Raw genomic sequence first — 16379 nt, 5'->3', positions numbered from 1 at the left:
ATTAAATTTACAGATGAAACCTGAATAGAAAAGGAGCAGTCCATATGACAACCAAACAATCAGGCACCTATTTTCCGGCGGGAGAGATTGAAGAGTTCCTCCCCGGATCGGGAGAGTAGTAGAAATTGAAGGCCGACAACTGGCTGTCTTCCGCGCATCCGACGGTACCGTATTCGCTGCCGAAAACCATACCCCCCACCCCAAGGGTGGTCCACTCGCCGAAGGAATCGTATCCGGACATTATCTCTATGATCCGCTGTATGATTGGAAAATCGACTTAAGTACGGGTCAGGTGCAGGCACCGGATCAGGGACAGGTTCAGATGTTTCCGGTAAAACTCGAGAACGGTCAGGTCTGGATTGCTGTATAGCTAGCTCCATGAGCAGGAACGAGATAGATGCACAATAATGGAGGAGACCATGATGTTTACACCAAGTGTTGAAGGAATTATTGAAGCTGCCGTTAAGAAACGGGATCAGATGAATGCCAGTTTGCCGCGTTACATGGTGGCTGCCTTAATGGCAGGAGCTTACGTAGGGCTTGGAATTATTCTGATCTTTAGTATCGGTGCACCGCTGCTTGCAGCCAAGTCACCGCTGCAAATGATGCTGATGGGCATGTCCTTCGGGCTCGCCCTCACACTCGTCATTTTTGCAGGCTCGGAATTGTTCACAGGCAACAACATGTTTTTTACCATGAGCACGCTGGCGGGCCGGACCACGGTTCGAGATACTTTGAAAAACTGGGGACTCGTTTTCCTCGGCAACCTGATTGGCGCCATTCTGCTCAGTCTGCTTATTGTAGGCAGTGGCTTGTTTAAGACGGCTTCACCGGAGCACTTACTGTTTGCCGTATCGGCCAAAAAGATGGCTGCACCCGTTACCGAATTGTTTTTCCGCGGCATCCTCTGTAACTGGCTCGTCTGTCTGGCCATCTGGATGGCAGCCCGTTCCAAAGAGGATATTGCCAAACTCGTTCTGATCTGGTGGTGTCTGTACGCCTTTATCGCCAGCGGATATGAGCACAGTGTCGCCAATATGACGCTCTTATCACTATCCTGGCTGCTGCCCAACCACCCCGATACAATCACGCTGGCAGGTTGGCTGCACAATATGATTCCCGTCACACTGGGCAATATCATTGGTGGTGCGCTATTTGTCGGCATGGCGTATTGGTTTATTTCACCAGTTCGTAAGAAGGCCTGATTGTACATCGCCCAATTCCATTTATCGTGAACCATCAAAGATCTAAAAAGCCACCATGGATTATGCTGAATAAAAGTTCAGTAGATATGGTGGTTTTTTGGGTTGTTCTCTTTCAAAGTTTATTTTTACCTTTCTCGCATACATCGTTAATCCGTGGTTAACATAATTAAAGTATAGTCGGTTCATACTCAACCAACAAAGAATGATAGCTTAGATGGGAATTCATACGTACTTTAGGTCACTGAACGATCTTGAACGCATCATTCGGACGCCGGGCAAGTTCAAGTTCGAAGAACACTGTGTGTCCGCCCATTCCTGGAAAGTGGTCCAGTATGCCAAGACACTGGCAGATATTGAAGAACAGCACGGAGTAAGCATCGATTGGAAAAAGCTATACGAAATCACCAGCAGCCATGATTATGGCGAAATCTTCATCGGTGACATCAAGACACCCGTCAAACATTACTCATTGGAACTGCGTTCCATGCTGCTGCATGTGGAAGAAGCCATGGTAGAGCATTTTATCAACGAAAATATCCCTGAGGAATTCAAGGACATTTTCCGCAGGCAGCTGCGAGAAGGCAAAGACGATTCCGTAGAAGGACTGATTCTCGAGGTTGCGGATAAAATGGATCAGGTGTACGAAGCCTTTGCGGAACTGCAGCGTGGCAATACGGAGAAAGAGTTCATTGTCATGTACCGCTATGCACTGATTAAGATCAAAAATATCGACCTTCACTGTGTCCGTTATTTCCTGGGCAACATTCTGCCTGACATGATTGATGAAGGCATTCGCTCCCCATTTGATATCCGCAAAATAACCGAAGAAGCTCTGTCCCAATAATCAGCGCTGGCCATCTTGGTTCACCTGACCCAGGGACATGGCTTTTTTTCGTTGTTGTTGCTGTTACCGATAAATGTTGCACTTCGTTCTTCCCACAGAAAAAGCACATTATGCGGATAAGGCTCTCCTTGTTCATCTTTCAATTAATCGTGTGTCACCCCGCCAACTTCTGAGCGAGTTGCACTATCTGAACTTTCCTCAAGTGACTTAATCAGTTTTAAACGGGACGTAACAATGGCGAGCAGAATAACAAACAGGCCGGCGATGATGAACAGCAAGGCAATTCCTCTCCCCGGTCCAGTTCCAATAATTTGACCAACTGAAGATGCCAGTACTCCGCCTTCCATCATCACCGGATTAAACACGTGGTCAGCCAGAAATCCGGCCAAACTGTACGCGATGATAAACCCCAGTTGAGACAGGATACCAATGATCCCCCATACTCTGCCCTGCTTCTCGTTGGCAATGTTTTTACGAACAAGCACATCCGCGCTCATGTTGACAAACGGTAATGATGAAAGAAATAGAACGCCCGCGATGGTAATATAATATATGTTGGCCGATACCCCGAGAAGCGAGAAGGACAGTCCGCACATGATCAACCCCATGACCAGCACACTTGCATACTTCTTCGTCATCGTGAATACCCCGATGCACAAGCTGCTGATCAGCATGCCAGTGGCGCTAACGGACTGAAACGTCCCCAGTGTTTTCGCATCCGTGAAGGACAAGAGCATTGGGCCGATGAGTGTCTCCAGAAACCCTAGATAGAAGGTCACCAAAGAAATAATTACGACCAGAAGCAACACTCCCTTGTTGGTTACGACTTCCTCCCAGCCCTCCTTAATATCGGTCAGCCAGTTTGTTTCTTCTTTATCCTCCCACTCCACTTTCATGTTCTTCCGAATGACCAGTACGGCCAGAATGGCAATCAAAAAAGTACCGATATTAATAATCAAGATCACTTCGATGGTTGTGACGCTGAGCAGGATACCGGCGATAATTGGTGAAAACAAAAACTTCGAAGATTCCGCCAGCTGCACAAGCCCGCTTCCTTTGGAGAATTGTTCCTTATCGAGCAAATCCGTGGTAGAAGCCTTGTATGCCGGACTTTGCAGGGCCGAAAAAATGGAACTGAACGATACCCCCACGTAAATATGCCATAACTGAATATCAGCTGTGAGCATGATTGCCAGAATAAGAATCAAACCAACAGCTGCACCCAAATCACCGATAATCATCATCGTCTTTCTGTCGAATCGGTCAGCCAGTACACCCCCAATGGGCCTGAGTAGAATGTTAGGCAGAAATGTAAATAGAGTAATCAGGGTAACACTTGTTGCCGTATTGGTCCTCTCGAAGGCATACACACCCAGTGAGAAAGCCGTAAGACCAATCCCGATCATGGAGACAAGCTGACCGGCCCATACAACCAGAAACTTTCTGAATGATGTTTGAACCGTGTGTTCCATTGTTGCCACCCCTCTCTCCTCTTAGGCTTGATGCGGAAAATACAGACGGGTAATGTAGGCGAAGCTTCCTTCTTTCGCCCCCAGGACACGTTCCACGATCTGAGAGAATGCTTCAACTTTTTTTTGAAGCTCTTCTTTCTTCCATTGAAAAATGCCCTGATCCAGTAAAAACTGTGAGGATACCAGTAAAAACTCAATTGATTCCTTCGGGTTAGGTGTATGAAACACACCTTCCTGAATGCCTTGCTCCACCACTTCGGCCAAAATGGGACTTAACCGAATGACCGTCTCCACCAGACTCTTTTGGTGCATTTCCACATTTTGCACATGGTGCAATTGCTCAATCAGCCCCAGCTTTTTGTCATCAGGCTCATTCTGCGCCATAATAATGTGAAAAATCTTGTCATGGGCATCCAATTTTGGATCGGACACCACACGTCTCGCTGCTTCCTCCCCCTTCAGAATAAAACGCATGACGATGGCGTTCATTACCTCTTCCTTGGACTGGAAATAATAATAAAATGTACCCTTGGCAATGTTACATGCCTGGAGGATATCCATAACCGTTGCTTTGGTATAACCTTTTGTCATGAACAGAACCTCTGCCGCATCCAATATTTCATTTCGGCGTTCTTCCGGATTTTTGATTAATCTCATATGCTGTCCTCCGATACACTCGACCGACTGTCGGTCTATTCTAGTCGTGAAGTTTCAGAATTAGAACCCCATTTCAGTTAACCACTGTGAAAGATGGCTTTCGCGGTTCTTCAGATCCTGACGTTCTCTTGCATACTTGCCGATATTTTTATCGGCCACCAATTTACCATCCATCATAAACAACACCCGTTCCGATCTAACAGCGACTTTGACATCATGGGTTACGAGCAGGATGGTGGTACCTGTGGCATTAATATCCCCCAGAATATCCATAATCTCGTGTGTGGATTTGGAATTTAGCGCTCCTGTCGGCTCATCTCCGAACAGAATATCCGGATTATTGATTAACGCGCGGCAAATGGCGATCCGCTGCAGCTGTCCTCCCGAGGCTTGAGTGATATTATGCTGGGCCAGCCCGTCAATTCCCATCTTTTTCATGAGTGACATTGCTCGTGTATTAATCACATCTCTGCTGCTGTTCTTGGCGAGATACGCCGAAAGTACAATGTTGTCGAGCAGATTCAGATTCTTGAGCAGATGAATATTCTGAAAAATGAAGCCCATCTTGTTTAATCGAAGACTCGCCAGATCGCTTTCTTGAAATGCCGATATTTTTTTACCATTGAAGTAGACACTACCAGCACTGATCTGGTCCATGCCGCTAACGTTGTATAGCAACGTAGACTTGCCTGAGCCGGACGGTCCCATAATAGATACGAACTCTCCTTTTTTGAGTTGGAGATTGATATCTTTTAGAATGCTGTGTTCTTCATTCTCACCGATGGCTACAGATTTATTCACATCTTTAGCTTCAAGTATGGTTGTCATGGTTAATCCGCCCCTATTCTGCGATCATTTTGGATATGCTAGTTTCCTTGATTGACTGGATGCTGATCCATGCCGTCAGTACAATGGTTCCTGCAAGAAATAACGGACACAGAATATACGCCTGTACCGGGTTAATTACGAACAAAATATTTGAAGCGCCAAACGTTGACATAATGGCGCTAACGAGCAATGGTCCGAACGTATTGGACAGTATCGTTCCAGCAGCAACACCTACAATCAATATGACAAGTGACATTACGACATATTTCTGCTTGATCTTGGACAAAGCAAAACCGAGACTTCTCAAGACAGCGATATCGTTACTGTCTTTGGCTACAAGCATTTGAAGGAAAAGTGAGGTAATGAGTATCGAAATGAATACCCCGATGGCTAAAGCCAGCACTGTGACCAATTTTAATTGTTGAATGGTTCCTCCGAGCGTCTGATCCAGGTATCCCTGCAGATCTGTTACTTTGGCTGGAGAGTAAGATGTCTCATATTCAGCAATTTTGGCAGCCATCTGACTACGATCTTTCAAATCCAGGCTGACTACATACCACAGAACACTATCCTTGTTGTAAGGCAACAACGCTTTCGCCGTTTTTCCGCCATTTGTTACGTCCTGATAAATGCCACTGACCGTCATTACCTGATTCCTTCCATTCACCAGCAAAGTAAGCTGTTCTCCCGTCTTCAGCCCGAGCTCGCTGCTGTTCGCATCGGATAGTGCAATTTCATTGGTGGCTGCCGGGGCACTACCATTGATATAAGACAATGGAAAAATGCTGAAATCCCCAGTTTCCACGCTCAGATTGTCATAACTGCCTTCAGCATTTCGAACCTTGAACAGACTTGTTACCAGTGGAGAATATGTTTTAATGTCCTCATCTGTTTTGATCTGGTTTATCAAGTTGTTATAGCGCTGCTCTACATCATCCGTGTGCCTTAAATCAATTCGAATATCGCTTTGACCTACACCCATGTAGGAAATAAAACTCGGTGCCTTCAAGGTATTGAGGAAATTGATTGGCACAATCATAATGAACGAGCTGACAACAAAGACGAACAGTAACAAACGGAACATCCTGACGCGTTGAACTACATCCTTCAGTCCCAGAAAGACGGGTACAGAAGACCAACGATTACGGGACAGACTGAGACGATTGCGAATAATTTGAGTGTCTCCCAGGCTTCCCGTTCGGAGTGCCTCCACCGCAGAGATGGAACGAAACCGCCGCAGCACCGTCCGGCAGAACAGAACCACCATGGCAAAAATCAACCCGGTAGCGAGAAAAGGTACCGCAAACTGCAACAAAGTTGCAGGCGCCTTTCCCAAGTACAACAAGATATTAGACACAAAAAGTCTGTTCACACCCAGTGATGTAACATATCCAAGCAGGGAAGCTAACCCGGCCATAAACACATACTTCATGAGATACAGTTTCTTAATGTCCTTCTCCGCGATTCCAATGGCTTTCATGACACTTATCTCACGATAATCTTCTTCTATGGTAGCCAGCATTGTGAACCGGATACAGAGCATCGCAATCAGAATCAGCACTAGGCTGACCAGAATGATAACGGCGGCTATAACACCATCAGTCATGGCATTCAGTAACTGGAACAGGCCATACGTCACGACTGGACCAGCGTTAGGAAGTCCTGCATTCTGATAAGCTTGAGTGAATTCTCCTATCCGTCCGGGTTCCTTCAATCGAAACTCGATCAAATATTCCATCTCCCCAACACCCTGCTTCAATTCCTCTAGGGCTGCTGGACTCACAATAAAACGTTTAGAATGAATGACGGAGGGATTCATCTGGGCATCCCGGACAAAATCAACAATGGTATAGGAACGTTTGAATGAACCGTTATCAATTCGTACCTGTTCTCCTATCCTTAATTTGTTCTGCTGCATGTAATACACAGGAACAGCAATCTCGCCATCGTTTACCTGTATCATTTCACTATTCAGATTAAGTAAATAATCAAAATCCTGATTCTGAGTAACAAAATCAATGTCCATTACGCTATTTTTCTCAGATTCTGCTCCAAGAAACAGATTCGCACCGTCAATATTAACCATCTCTACAATCTGATGCTGCTCGACATTAGGATCAGCCTCGGCCCAAGAGATCACTTTGGCTTGATCCAATTCTCCAGCATGCATCTGTACAAAGTGAGGAGTCTTGGATTCGGAGAACAAATATTGAATGGAACTTGTTAATTCCATAATCATCCTGGCCCCCGATGACACCAGTAAGGCAGCTAGCAGTACAAAAATAAACAATGAAGCCGTGATCCCTTTCTTTCTCTTGATATCATTTCTCAACATTCGTAACAGCATGACTAACGTGGCTCCTCTCATTCACGATTCATTTCTATTGATCTAGAGTCAGATGCTGGAAGTATTGAAACTGATCTAAAAACATTGAATTTAAGATGTTAGACGAAATGGATGTCATCCACTTGGAATTAACATATGTATTTCAATCTGAAGTACAGCATATCCACCTCCCTTCTAAAGGTTATCCCAAACAATGCACTGCTGTTTACAACGATTGATCTAGCCAGATTATACATTCCTATTCTTATTTGTCAATTAAAACATATTTTTCTATTTCACATTTGTCGTAATCATTGAAGAGCCTATGTAAACAATATTTATAACCTTCTGTATTTTATTTTTGAAAAGGAATAAAAATAGAATTGACAACCTCACAATTTGTAACTATTATAGTTACAGCGGTGGTGATCATCCATGAAACAAATCAGCAGCCGCTTTTCCATTGCGGTTCACACCCTGTCCTTAATCGCTGTTGCACCCCATGAGTGCACTGGGGATTTTATTGCTTCCAGCGTAAATACAAATCCCGTGATTATCCGGCGGATCATGTCCAAGTTGAAACAGGCTCGTTTGATCGAGGTCAGACCTGGTGTCGGCGGTGCTTCCTTATTAAAGGACCCGGCAGACATCATCCTTCTGGATGTATACCGGGCACTCGAAGTGGTCCAGGATGGGGAGCTATTCAACTTTCATAAACATCCGAATCCGGATTGTCCGGTGGGCAGCATGATCGAACGTACCTTGCGTGCCGAACTCATTGAGGCTCAGACAGCGATGGAACAGCGCTTGAACCGCGTAACCATACAGCAGATGATGGATCAGGTTCATGTGTCTGAATAAAAGAAGCTCATAACGAGCTTTTTTTTTCCCTTCGGTTGTAATCACATCTGTTATAACGGACTTTTTTTCAAAATACTTATACCATTGGAGGAATATCTCATGAAAATTTTGGTTACTGGCGCAACAGGTCATTTGGGTTCATTGGTCGTAGAAGCTTTGTTAAAAACGGTATCCGCTGGGGATTTGGCTGTAAGTGTACGCAACCCGGAGAAGGCGGAAGCACTGCGCGCTCAAGGCGTCGACGTTCGTCATGGTGATTTCGATCAACCGGGTTCACTTGCCAAGGCTTTCGCTGGTGTAGATCGTCTGCTGCTCATCTCCACAGATGGCGACAATGAGACACGTATCCGCCAACATCAAGCTGCCGTTAATGCTGCCAAGAGTGCAGGTGTTGGATTTATCGCGTATACCAGCGTGGTAAATGCCGAGAATAACACCCTTTCCCTGGCTGAAGTGCACCGTGCCACAGAACAGGCGATCCGCGAATCCGGCATTCCTTACTCCTTCCTGCGTAACAACTGGTATCTGGAAAATGAAGCAGGCAGCGTACAAGCTGCTGCCCAAGGTGCCCCATGGGTTCATGCAACCAACGACAGTCAAGTAGGTTGGGCTACGCGCAGCGATTATGCTCATGCAGCGGCAGCAGTACTTACAGGTGAGGGACATGAGAATTCGGTATACGAGTTGTCTGGTAAACTCCGCACTCAAGCTGAACTTGCAGCGATCGTCGGCGAAGTGCTCGGACAGGACATGAACGTGCAAAACGTGGACGATGCGGCTTACGCTGATATCATGAAAGGTGCAGGTCTGCCTGACTTTGTGGTCTCCATGCTGGTTGATATGCAGAGTGCCATCCGCGAAGGCGCACTAGCTGTAGAGAGCGACACATTGGAGAAACTGCTTGGCCGTCCAGCTCAACCACTGAGCGAAGGCGTTAAAGCGATTTTGGGCAAGTAAAACGTCCAAATGCATAACCGCTAGTCAAACGAAACATATTTAGCTGAATATCTAGAAGGGACACACCAACAAATGTTGGACGTGTCCCTTTTTTTCTGTAACATACGTTCAGCCTGGAGTGGGCAATTCATTAATATTTCAATACTCCTTGACATGTGAATCAATTATCGGTATGGTGTGAATGTATTCACACTTCACATTAAGGAGTAACCTATGCCAAAAAGTACTTTCTTTCGTTTAGATGAAGCAAGGCGCGAGGAAATATCTAATAGCGCTATGCAGCTTTTTGTTGATCATCTATACGAGGATATAACTATGAAGATGGTTTTGGATCGTTTGTCCATGCACCCCGGAACATTTTATCGGTATTTTGAAGACAAAGATGACCTTTATTGTCTCTTAATAAGTAATGTGACCCAGAAAAGAGCTGCGTATTTTAATAACAGTAATGAAGATTCCCTTCTCCGGTTTTTCCTTACTGGCTTATTCGGTAACGTTGATGGCATTGTGACCGAGCCTCTGAATGAGTTGGAAATCAAACTCACTAAAACATTTTTACACATTCCTGAGAACATTTTGCTTAAAGTATATCTGAATGTGCTAAAGGGCGAGTCATTCCCCTTGATCAAGGACATTTTACGCCGAATGCGGGTTGATGGGTATCTCCGACCTGATATTGACGACGACCTGATTTCGTTTATGTTTGAGTCAATGCAGTTTAATTTAGTCATGTTTTTTAGGGAATTCGATATTAAGGACTCTAAGCTGCAACATAAAATTAGCAAGTACTTTGCTGATTTTATGAGTCATGGGCTGCTTGAAGATCATAAATATTCTGAAATGGTTAGCGATATCAAGAAAGCCAAGGAGTAGATATGATTCACTGAAGATAGGATGTAATCGTTTCACAGTATTGAAAAGCGCTCATAGCGCAATATATGTATTTCACATTGGCCACTTATATTAATTAAGGGGGAACAAGAAAATGAAAACGTATGACGCATTTCCAGAACCCATTGGCGGCTATACTGTTGGTCGAACCCAGATGGATTTTGAGTACACGGCATCAGATCACTCAAAAAGAGAACTGACGGCGTTTGTGTACTATCCGTCTGACAGCAGCGAAGGTAAGAGTACATCAACGTACATGTTTCCTGAAGTCTACGAATTGTTAAAAGAGCAGCCACTTATCACTGCGTATCTTAAAGGGAAGGATGTTTTCTCTATAGATATCAAGACCCAGTGTTACGATGACCTTGCTCTTTCCGGGAAGGAAAAGCGCTATCCGGTGTTATTCTATGTTTGCGGCGGGGGCGGTTCTCCAGAATGGGGTACAGTGATCTGTACAGACTTGGCAAGCATGGGATATGTTGTGGTAAGCATCGGCCATCAGAATAGCACGATGTATAAGCGTAAAGATGGGCGCCTGTTTAATGTATCAAAGGATTTTTCGGATGTCATTATGGCGTTTTCTGAAGATCCGGAGATGCTGGCGTTGGCTGGTAAGATGGAGATGCGGCCTGACGATGAGACTGCCATTGAGATGTGCCATAACGTGCTTACACTGCCGATACTTGCCAAGTTAACAGAGTATAGTGAATTACAGGCAGAAGATGTAAGGTATGTAGCCGATTATCTTTACAAGCTGGACTCCGGAGAGATGAATTCCATCTTTAAGGGCAGATTGCTCTTTGACATCGGCATGGGCATAGTCGGACATTCTTATGGAGGGCCTACGACGGCGATGGTTTGCCGGGACGACGACCGGTTCGCCTGCGGGATTGGCTTGGATAGCGGTGCGTTCGGCCTTCTCGGCAGCGACCTTAAGAAACCCTTCTTGCTACTGTTTTGTGAACCAAACTATAACATGAATGCGATAATTGGCGCTAACAATAGCATGGGAACCTATTATTTCTCTGTTGATCGTGTTGCGCATTTAGATTACTGCGACATCGTATTTACCAGTGTTAATGAGGAACTCAGAGGCGAACGGGATGCTATTGAGATGCGAAATCTTGTTACAGACTATACGAGGAACTTTTTTGATCATTACTTACTGCAGAAGGCTGCAAGTGTGGAAAGTCTGGCATACGATGGCGTGGACTTGATCAAGAAGACCAGCAACAAGTGACATAACCGAGAGGTTGCTGATAAACGCATATCATTAGAGCTAGCCGTACAGACACCAAGCCGATAACCCTATTACGCGGTTATCGGCTCACTCACATTTCAGGCATTGTTTTCTATTTGAAGTATCTATTTCTGTCTTAGCTTGAGATCATCTCCCAAATCTAGTAACTCTCTTCTATCTCTCCGGTTGTACCGCAGCCAAAATCTCCTGAATATTGTGCGCCAGTCCTTCATCGTCCTCCTGGTTAAATTGACGGTGCCCATCGATCCCACGATGAATTATCGTATTCATTACTGGATGAGCTTCCCGGTCTGAGGCCACCCGAATCAGATCGTCGGCAAAGTCCACTGCTTGCTGCTCACTGTAGTTAAATGGCTTGATTAACATACGAATACTCAGTGCATGAGCCTGGGGCTCTGCTAATTGATCCCGATGAGTAATGCCGTACACTGCCCCAAAACCGAATGCAGCAATAACCTGCCGCTCCAGCTCTGTTGTCTGCTCCAAAGGCGTGCCGATCAATTCACAAATCCGGTCCACCATCTGCTCAAGCTCCGAGGCAGCCGCTGCCAGAATTACATCATTAATATCTTCTGCGTTAATAAAATCAGTCATATTGTAGTTCTCCATTTCTCAGCCGGATTTTTGAGCCATTCTCTCAGACTCTCTGACCACATTGTATCGGAGATACAGTGCTCGTTTCAAATGAACTATATTCCCTCGCTTCTCGCATTCATATATTACCCTTATATCAGCGAAGTCGTCTGTGATTCAAAACGATTTTGTGCAAGAAGAAGCGCCTTATCCTTATCACCATAATTCATATAGTATTGAAACAATATTTCTTCATAACGTTCGGCGAGATACTGGGAACCAAGCTCACGATAATAAGGGAGAATTCTCTCTTCGATCATCTCGGTTTGTTTGTTTTCGGATCCGGTTCGGATGATTTTAGGCGGTACATCCCTGTGACTCATTGGCCACTTACGTCCTTGGACCGCCGAAAAGTGAGTCTGAGTGAACTGTTTGATCGAATGGACAGTGGAGTGAAAGTTCCAGAATCAGGGCGAATCTGGCTAGAGGCTGGGAAGAAGGAAACGTTATTGGTACGTCATGACACGAACTGCACGGTTGTCCGCGGCAGAACACCAGTAAAGCGCAAGCACACGGAAGCGTTAGAGTACAATGAGAAGTTGTATATTACGTTTGAAGGCGGGGTTACGGAGATTGAAATTCGCTACAAAGCCATTAAACCGAGTACGAATATGTATGTTGGACAACGAAGAGATCCACCATAGCCACAGGCTAGTCGTTGAAACAGAAGTATTACTGCTACATTTGATGGTCAAAAGTTTAAAAAGCCAGACCTCCCTTACTCGGGAAGCCTGGCTTATTTTCGTTCATGCGTTTTAGCTCCAGCAATCAGAACCTGGATGCAGCACACAACGTGTAATCACGCCGTCTCATGCTTTTTGCCTGTTTCCAGATCATAGACCTGGGTATGTTCTTCCTCTGTCAGCGTCCATTCCAACGTGCCAGGTTTGCGTAATTTCCACATCAAGGCCTGAATCCGCAAAGATCTTCTGACCCAGGCGAGCGAGGCACAACGTTTCTCGGACCGAACCGTCAGGCCCCAGTGAATGACACGCGCAAGCCAAGGATTCACATAGGTGTTGTGGCTGCGAACGGATGGTAATTCATCCTGAAATAACCGCTTTTTCACGTCCATTGGAGGCTGTCCGCATGTCCAATAATGCAGCAGAGCTGACAGGCTATAGATGTCTGACATCGGCCCCTGACTGGATTTCTCGGAATAAAATTCAAGCGGTGAATATCCCGAAGATGTGAAAATGGCCTGTTTATCTCCAGATTGCGTGGGCCAGCGAGCAGCCGAACCGAAATCCAGCAGCATAGGCGTTCCGTCCTCCATAATCATAATGTTGGAAGGCTTCACATCCCGGTGAAGAATCCCCTGCTTATGAATGTAATCCAGCGTATCGACCAGAGGAAGCAGGGTCCCCTGAATAAATGCAGGGTCCAGTGCATGATCGTTTTCGTGCAAATACTCGTTCAACGTTATCCCGCTGCAGTATTCCGTAATCAGATACCCTGTATCATTTTCTTCAAAATGATCGATGTATGTAATGATATGAGGATGACTCAGGCTGGACAACAATTCTCCTTCTACCAGGAAAGAAGCAAGCAATTCCTGATATTGTCCGCCGAAACCGCGCGAAGAACAGTACACTCCTCGCTTATCTGATTGACGCGAAGCCAGCCTTTGCGGGAAAAATTCCTTAATCGCTATCTTCGCCCCTGTATTTTTGTCTCTTCCAGCATATACAATAGCCAGCTCGCTGCAGGCGAGTACCTGTCTTACCTGATATGTATCGTTTAGAATGACATTGCGCTGCAGTGCCATTTTGTAATTGTCTTTTCTCATAACAGACCCTCTTTTCAACCTTGTCGATCGGAAGACTTGCCGCAAGTTGCATCATTTCGTTCCAACCAGCAGGCGTTTCATCGCCAACCATATATTTAAACCAAATGATACCATTTGAAACATGGTCAATGCGAGAGATATTCATTTATTCGAAACTAAACCAAAAATGAATGGTAGTCTACTGCTAATAGATTTACACAATCTTAGATAAAACTCCACAAATGCGCCTGCTATTGTTTATCGACAGATCGGGCGGATTATTTTAATAGACTGGAAAATACCTCAATCCGCCCGTACCTGCGCTATATTAATAGTTTTTCTGTAAAAACTGGCGAATCTCCTCATTCATCTGAATGAGCACATCCTGTGAAGGAAAATGACCTGTGTCGTACTTGACAGCTTGTACATTCGGAATAATTTTCTGAGCACGTTCAATGACCTTATCCCCTGGGAAAAAGACATCCTTCTCTCCGACCAGCAGCAGCGTTGGCGATGTATAGTTCACCAGCTCTTCACGCTCCGTAAGCTTAGGATTATCCTGCTCCATGCTGACGTATTTGAAGATTTTGCCCATGATGTTTTTATCCATTTCCTTCATGCAGTTGCATGACATGGTGCCTGTAATTTTTTGCAAAGAAGATGGCGAAGAAGTCATCCGGTATTTCACGAGTGGAAGAACAATATCCTGGGCCGTTTTAAATTTCGAACCAACAGCCAGTCCAGCAGGCGATACCAATACGGAACAAGCAATACGCTCCGGGATGTACGTCGCCAGTCTAAGGATAATTCCACCGCCAAAAGAAGGCCCGATAAACGCACTCTTTTCAATCTTATAGTGGTCCAACAGGTCGGAAATCCACAAAGCCAAACTATCAAACCTTGCCGAGATTCGTGTCTCTTCACTGTAACCAGGGTGACCGATCGTATCGGGAGCAATAATTCGGTAATCGTTGAATAAGGAAGAAAACCAGGACAACGTCATCGGATTCACACAGTTTCCGCCTTGGAGAATGAACAGCGGTTTCCCGTCCTCCGGACCCGTCAGCAATACATGCGTTTGTCCAAAACGGGTCTCCACATACTCCCGCTCAACGCCCTCACCCAGATTCTCCAGATAGGCTTCATAATCCTCAAGAATACTGCTCTTGCCTTCTTCACTTCTATAAATGGAACTCATGTCTGCCTCCTGCAATGTGTACTCTACCCCATAACTTGACGAAAAAGGGATGGACCAAAAAGATAAAGAGGGCCTGCAGATGACAGGCTCCTCCATATGTGTAACTTATCATATTCAGATGATTATAGAATGGAAACTGGAAATTGTAAATATCGTTTCTAATAGACTACATATAATGGAACAAACGTACAGGATTTTTGCTTATTTGCGCCCGTAATCCGCCTTGATTTCGCCCCACTGTTTCGTCTGCCATTTTAACACTTTATTACTGTACGTATTTGTACGCAGCCATTGCTCCGCACGGTCAATCATGAGCCAGATCTCTTCCGTCGAGTTATCCCGGGCTAACGTGGTGGATACCTTCTTTTGCTTTAGCCATTTCATGGCATTCACCGAGTCGGTATACACGGTCTTGTTACTTCCTTCTTTTTTGAGATATGCCAAGGCATGTACAATGGCCAAAAATTCACCCAGGTTGTTCGTGCCTTTGGAAATAGGTCCAACCGAGAAAATAATCTCTCCGGTGCGAGTATCCACACCTTTATATTCTACGGGTCCCGGATTTCCGCGCGTTCCCACGTCAACCGAAATGCTGTCGTAGTCCACTTCATCGGATGTCTCCATCCCCGCGCTTCTTCCCCTGCTGACCGATTTGCTCTTGGAAGAACTGCTTGCACCACTTGAGCCAGTACCCCAGTTCCCCTTCCATCCCGCACGATATGCCTCTTCGGCTGCTGATTTGGATTCGTATGATTTATATTTTGCTCCGGTAAAATGATCCGTCTGCGCTTTGCATTCCGCCCACGTACTGTACACGCCTGGCTGCTTGCCCTCCCAGACGACATAGTATTTCTGTTTCGCCATCGTTACCCGCTCCTTCGTTAGCTGCAATCAATACCCTATTGTAAACGAAAGGATGGGGTGAATGAAAGCATTGGATAGGCAATAGTTTAGTTCACGGATCGCCCTTACCTCCAACTCTGCACCATGTCCAAGGCTACGACCAGAAGCTTTCTTTCATTATGTTTGATTTGATGTTCAATCACTTGCTCACATGTAAGTATTTGCTCATCGGATAGCCTGTCTTTCAATCGCTCCAACAGCATGAATGACTGTGCACACACTTCCAGACTGGTATCTCCAATAAACGGAATGATGTGCTCTATATGTAATATGTAATCCAGGTTTTCAAGTGCGATTAAGAATGTTCCCCTGCTTCCCGATGTTCCGGGGTCCATTATGGCTTGAATCAAAGGCTCGACGGCTCGATCATCTCCAAGCTCAGATAACGCGATGGCCGCTTGGTTCCGCAATTCATGGTCATCTGTAGTTTCCAGAAGTTTGATCAGTAAATGGTTTTGAGATGTATCTTTGTTTTTAGCAATACTTGTTATTCGTTGTATGGCCTCTTCGGAATCTTCTTGGGAGAGAAGTTCCTGTTTTATATTCGTATGCATCGTAAGTTGTATCACTCCTCG

At 45.3% G+C, this 16379-nt stretch carries 17 protein-coding genes and 1 pseudogene; 8 read left to right on the top strand and 10 right to left on the bottom strand.

What is annotated here, in order from left to right:
• The first annotated feature begins 44 nt into the window (after positions 1–44).
• The 3 genes and pseudogenes from nirD to ABGV42_RS23690 all read left to right on the top strand — a co-directional run bounded on the left by nirD (position 45) and on the right by ABGV42_RS23690 (position 2049).
• Positions 45–370: pseudogene (nirD, locus tag ABGV42_RS23700) on the top strand (nitrite reductase small subunit NirD).
• Between the two features lie 52 nt (positions 371–422).
• Positions 423–1205: a formate/nitrite transporter family protein gene (locus ABGV42_RS23695; protein ID WP_347384478.1), complete on the top strand. Its 783-nt coding sequence runs from the start codon at positions 423–425 to the stop codon at positions 1203–1205.
• Between the two features lie 214 nt (positions 1206–1419).
• A complete protein-coding gene (locus ABGV42_RS23690) occupies positions 1420–2049 on the top strand; it encodes a YfbR-like 5'-deoxynucleotidase (protein ID WP_347383967.1) in 630 nt (209 codons plus the stop codon).
• A gap of 143 nt (positions 2050–2192) precedes the next feature.
• Here the strand turns inward: ABGV42_RS23690 and ABGV42_RS23685 are convergent, their stop codons facing one another.
• The 4 genes from ABGV42_RS23685 to ABGV42_RS23670 are packed head-to-tail and all read right to left on the bottom strand — an operon-like array spanning position 2193 to position 7353.
• Entirely contained in the window at positions 2193–3521 is a 1329-nt protein-coding gene (locus ABGV42_RS23685) for an MFS transporter (protein ID WP_347384477.1), read from the bottom strand.
• 21 nt (positions 3522–3542) lie between these two features.
• The gene (locus ABGV42_RS23680; RefSeq protein ID WP_347383966.1) at positions 3543–4178 is read right to left on the bottom strand and encodes a TetR/AcrR family transcriptional regulator; all 636 of its coding nucleotides are present in this window, start codon (positions 4176–4178) and stop codon (positions 3543–3545) included.
• 60 nt (positions 4179–4238) lie between these two features.
• A complete protein-coding gene (locus ABGV42_RS23675) occupies positions 4239–5006 on the bottom strand; it encodes an ABC transporter ATP-binding protein (RefSeq protein ID WP_347383965.1) in 768 nt (255 codons plus the stop codon).
• A 13-nt stretch (positions 5007–5019) separates the two neighbouring features.
• Positions 5020–7353, bottom strand: a complete 2334-nt coding sequence (locus ABGV42_RS23670) for an ABC transporter permease (RefSeq protein WP_347383964.1) — start codon at positions 7351–7353, stop codon at positions 5020–5022.
• Positions 7354–7767: 414 nt separating this feature from the next.
• Between ABGV42_RS23670 and ABGV42_RS23665 the strand changes: the two genes are divergently transcribed.
• The 4 genes from ABGV42_RS23665 to ABGV42_RS23650 all read left to right on the top strand — a co-directional run bounded on the left by ABGV42_RS23665 (position 7768) and on the right by ABGV42_RS23650 (position 11281).
• Positions 7768–8193: an Rrf2 family transcriptional regulator gene (locus tag ABGV42_RS23665; RefSeq protein ID WP_347383963.1), complete on the top strand. Its 426-nt coding sequence runs from the start codon at positions 7768–7770 to the stop codon at positions 8191–8193.
• Positions 8194–8292: 99 nt separating this feature from the next.
• Positions 8293–9150 (top strand): SDR family oxidoreductase, encoded by an 858-nt coding sequence (locus tag ABGV42_RS23660; RefSeq protein WP_347383962.1) that lies wholly within the window; start codon positions 8293–8295, stop codon positions 9148–9150.
• Positions 9151–9363: 213 nt separating this feature from the next.
• Entirely contained in the window at positions 9364–10023 is a 660-nt protein-coding gene (locus ABGV42_RS23655) for a TetR/AcrR family transcriptional regulator (RefSeq protein ID WP_347383961.1), read from the top strand.
• 112 nt (positions 10024–10135) lie between these two features.
• Positions 10136–11281, top strand: a complete 1146-nt coding sequence (locus ABGV42_RS23650) for a choline esterase (protein ID WP_347383960.1) — start codon at positions 10136–10138, stop codon at positions 11279–11281.
• A 174-nt stretch (positions 11282–11455) separates the two neighbouring features.
• On the opposite strand, the gene imm48 is transcribed toward ABGV42_RS23650, so the two are convergent.
• On the bottom strand, positions 11456–11896 hold the full coding sequence (gene imm48 / locus ABGV42_RS23645; protein ID WP_347383959.1) for an Imm48 family immunity protein: 441 nt from the start codon (positions 11894–11896) through the stop codon (positions 11456–11458).
• A 131-nt stretch (positions 11897–12027) separates the two neighbouring features.
• Positions 12028–12258 (bottom strand): hypothetical protein, encoded by a 231-nt coding sequence (locus ABGV42_RS23640; RefSeq protein WP_347383958.1) that lies wholly within the window; start codon positions 12256–12258, stop codon positions 12028–12030.
• Here ABGV42_RS23640 and ABGV42_RS23635 point away from each other — a divergent pair.
• Positions 12250–12579: a hypothetical protein gene (locus tag ABGV42_RS23635; protein ID WP_347383957.1), complete on the top strand. Its 330-nt coding sequence runs from the start codon at positions 12250–12252 to the stop codon at positions 12577–12579. The genes ABGV42_RS23640 and ABGV42_RS23635 overlap by 9 nt on opposite strands.
• A 155-nt stretch (positions 12580–12734) precedes the next feature.
• Here the strand turns inward: ABGV42_RS23635 and ABGV42_RS23630 are convergent, their stop codons facing one another.
• The 4 genes from ABGV42_RS23630 to ABGV42_RS23615 form a co-directional block, all read right to left on the bottom strand.
• Positions 12735–13724 carry a serine/threonine protein kinase gene (locus tag ABGV42_RS23630; protein ID WP_347383956.1) on the bottom strand — a complete coding sequence of 330 codons (990 nt, stop codon included), beginning with the start codon at positions 13722–13724 and terminating at the stop codon, positions 12735–12737.
• A gap of 307 nt (positions 13725–14031) precedes the next feature.
• The gene (locus ABGV42_RS23625; RefSeq protein ID WP_347383955.1) at positions 14032–14901 is read right to left on the bottom strand and encodes an alpha/beta fold hydrolase; all 870 of its coding nucleotides are present in this window, start codon (positions 14899–14901) and stop codon (positions 14032–14034) included.
• A gap of 201 nt (positions 14902–15102) precedes the next feature.
• On the bottom strand, positions 15103–15765 hold the full coding sequence (gene rnhA, locus ABGV42_RS23620; protein ID WP_347383954.1) for a ribonuclease H: 663 nt from the start codon (positions 15763–15765) through the stop codon (positions 15103–15105).
• A 104-nt stretch (positions 15766–15869) separates the two neighbouring features.
• On the bottom strand, positions 15870–16358 hold the full coding sequence (locus tag ABGV42_RS23615) for a HEAT repeat domain-containing protein (protein ID WP_347383953.1): 489 nt from the start codon (positions 16356–16358) through the stop codon (positions 15870–15872).
• Positions 16359–16379 lie beyond the last annotated feature (21 nt).

This window comes from Paenibacillus pabuli (assembly GCF_039831995.1).
Classification (GTDB): Bacteria; Bacillota; Bacilli; order Paenibacillales; family Paenibacillaceae; genus Paenibacillus; species Paenibacillus pabuli_C.
Note: the sequence above shows the minus strand (reverse complement) of the source record. Positions and strands in the feature narration are given on the sequence as shown.

Coding starts and splice junctions, on each gene's coding strand:
- ABGV42_RS23695 (WP_347384478.1), top strand. CDS start 423: ATGTTTACACCAAGTGTTGAAGGAATTATTGAAGCTGCCGTTAAGAAA.
- ABGV42_RS23690 (WP_347383967.1), top strand. CDS start 1,420: ATGGGAATTCATACGTACTTTAGGTCACTGAACGATCTTGAACGCATC.
- ABGV42_RS23685 (WP_347384477.1), bottom strand. CDS start 3,521: ATGGAACACACGGTTCAAACATCATTCAGAAAGTTTCTGGTTGTATGG.
- ABGV42_RS23680 (WP_347383966.1), bottom strand. CDS start 4,178: ATGAGATTAATCAAAAATCCGGAAGAACGCCGAAATGAAATATTGGAT.
- ABGV42_RS23675 (WP_347383965.1), bottom strand. CDS start 5,006: ATGACAACCATACTTGAAGCTAAAGATGTGAATAAATCTGTAGCCATC.
- ABGV42_RS23670 (WP_347383964.1), bottom strand. CDS start 7,353: ATGCTGTTACGAATGTTGAGAAATGATATCAAGAGAAAGAAAGGGATC.
- ABGV42_RS23665 (WP_347383963.1), top strand. CDS start 7,768: ATGAAACAAATCAGCAGCCGCTTTTCCATTGCGGTTCACACCCTGTCC.
- ABGV42_RS23660 (WP_347383962.1), top strand. CDS start 8,293: ATGAAAATTTTGGTTACTGGCGCAACAGGTCATTTGGGTTCATTGGTC.
- ABGV42_RS23655 (WP_347383961.1), top strand. CDS start 9,364: ATGCCAAAAAGTACTTTCTTTCGTTTAGATGAAGCAAGGCGCGAGGAA.
- ABGV42_RS23650 (WP_347383960.1), top strand. CDS start 10,136: ATGAAAACGTATGACGCATTTCCAGAACCCATTGGCGGCTATACTGTT.
- imm48 (WP_347383959.1), bottom strand. CDS start 11,896: ATGACTGATTTTATTAACGCAGAAGATATTAATGATGTAATTCTGGCA.
- ABGV42_RS23640 (WP_347383958.1), bottom strand. CDS start 12,258: ATGAGTCACAGGGATGTACCGCCTAAAATCATCCGAACCGGATCCGAA.
- ABGV42_RS23630 (WP_347383956.1), bottom strand. CDS start 13,724: ATGAGAAAAGACAATTACAAAATGGCACTGCAGCGCAATGTCATTCTA.
- ABGV42_RS23625 (WP_347383955.1), bottom strand. CDS start 14,901: ATGAGTTCCATTTATAGAAGTGAAGAAGGCAAGAGCAGTATTCTTGAG.
- rnhA (WP_347383954.1), bottom strand. CDS start 15,765: ATGGCGAAACAGAAATACTATGTCGTCTGGGAGGGCAAGCAGCCAGGC.
- ABGV42_RS23615 (WP_347383953.1), bottom strand. CDS start 16,358: ATGCATACGAATATAAAACAGGAACTTCTCTCCCAAGAAGATTCCGAA.